The sequence below is a fragment of the Mesorhizobium loti genome (assembly GCF_003148495.1).
Classification (GTDB): domain Bacteria; phylum Pseudomonadota; class Alphaproteobacteria; order Rhizobiales; family Rhizobiaceae; genus Mesorhizobium; species Mesorhizobium loti.
This window is the reverse complement of sequence record NZ_QGGH01000049.1, coordinates 1-1,277: the sequence shown is the minus strand read 5'-3', so window position 1 is coordinate 1,277 and position 1,277 is coordinate 1. Positions and strand designations below refer to the sequence as shown.

Below are 1,277 nucleotides of genomic sequence, written 5' to 3'. Positions count from 1 at the left end.
GCTGATCCCATGCGCGAATCTCCTCTCACGCCAAAGAATCATGAAACCGAGCAGGCCGGAATCCCCCGAGAGTCAGCCGTCAAAGCCGTTGGTATTAGTCTGTTCGTAGCTTCGTGATCGAGTTCCGCCGCCTGACGCAAAATAGCATCCAGCAGTGCTGGACCGTATGAATGAACATATTTCCCATATCCCAAGTTGGACATTGCATCCGGATCGCTCTCAATTCTCATAATACTTGCAAGTGAGTTGCGCTCCATCACATCCCAACGAATGTTGCACATTGTGCGTTGCGCCCACTTTATTTGACGTACTCAGATGGTATTCGCAGTGTTCAGCGCAACAACTTAGGCTGCTCTTTTCAGGGTCTGCAGACTCCATCGCAGATCGCCGCTGTGATGGCATCCACCTTTCGCCTTGGATTGCGCTAAGGGTTCCGGTGACAATCCCCCACGCGCTTGTACACACGTTCCATAGGAGAATCATACGTATTCGTCATATACGTCGCCAAATGGTCGCCAAAAGCTGTGTACATATAATCGCCTTCTCGCCGTATATCGTCCACAAACGCATCTCCGTAATAGTTATTGTAGCTAGTTGTTTCGCAGGGCGGTCACCCCGAGAAGCCTGGCGTGCCGTCTTTCTCAATTCCAGATCCGTGGTTGCAAGGCGACTACGAAAAAGACCCCTGCTGATACGTGAAACTAACATATACTGACAGATACAAAATTTCAAGCAGTGTAGTTTCGTTTGGGTATACTTAATTATTAAATTACAGCGAAACAATATGTAGGCCATGTTTATAATTTGTTTTAGGAGCGCAATGGACTCATAACGTGAATGTTTCGATATCGAGCTCTTGCGAGCCTGCGCGTGAGCAGGCGAATGTGGGGCGACGTATATCCGGGCTTCTGCAGAAGCGATGGATTTCTCCCAGTCCTTGGCCCGCCTGCGGCATCGGCCAGCCATGCGAATGTGCGCTGTACAATGTTGCGTGGAACTGGTCATTTTACTTGGTGATTTTGGGCGGGCTGGGCCATCGAGCGGGAGAACCCGAAAGATGATCTCGATGTGGGCGTCGTCGATTTCGACCCAACGAACCACGGAGCAGATGATCTGCCGCATGCCGGCCCGATCAAGACCGGCGAGCCCTGCGGTCACCTAGAAGTCTTCCGACGGCTGATGTGAACCGCACCGGGTTGATCGGAGGCTCCAATTCCTGAGAAGGTGGAGCCATGACAAGCAAGACGACCAACAAGTTCTCTCCCGAAGTCCGGACC

1 pseudogene is annotated in these 1,277 nt (G+C 51.6%); it reads right to left on the bottom strand.

The window, feature by feature from the left end:
* Positions 1-809 precede the first annotated feature (809 nt).
* Positions 810-992 (bottom strand): annotated as a pseudogene (locus C8D77_RS37205) (hypothetical protein); the annotation flags it as partial.
* Positions 993-1,277: the final 285 nt, after the last annotated feature.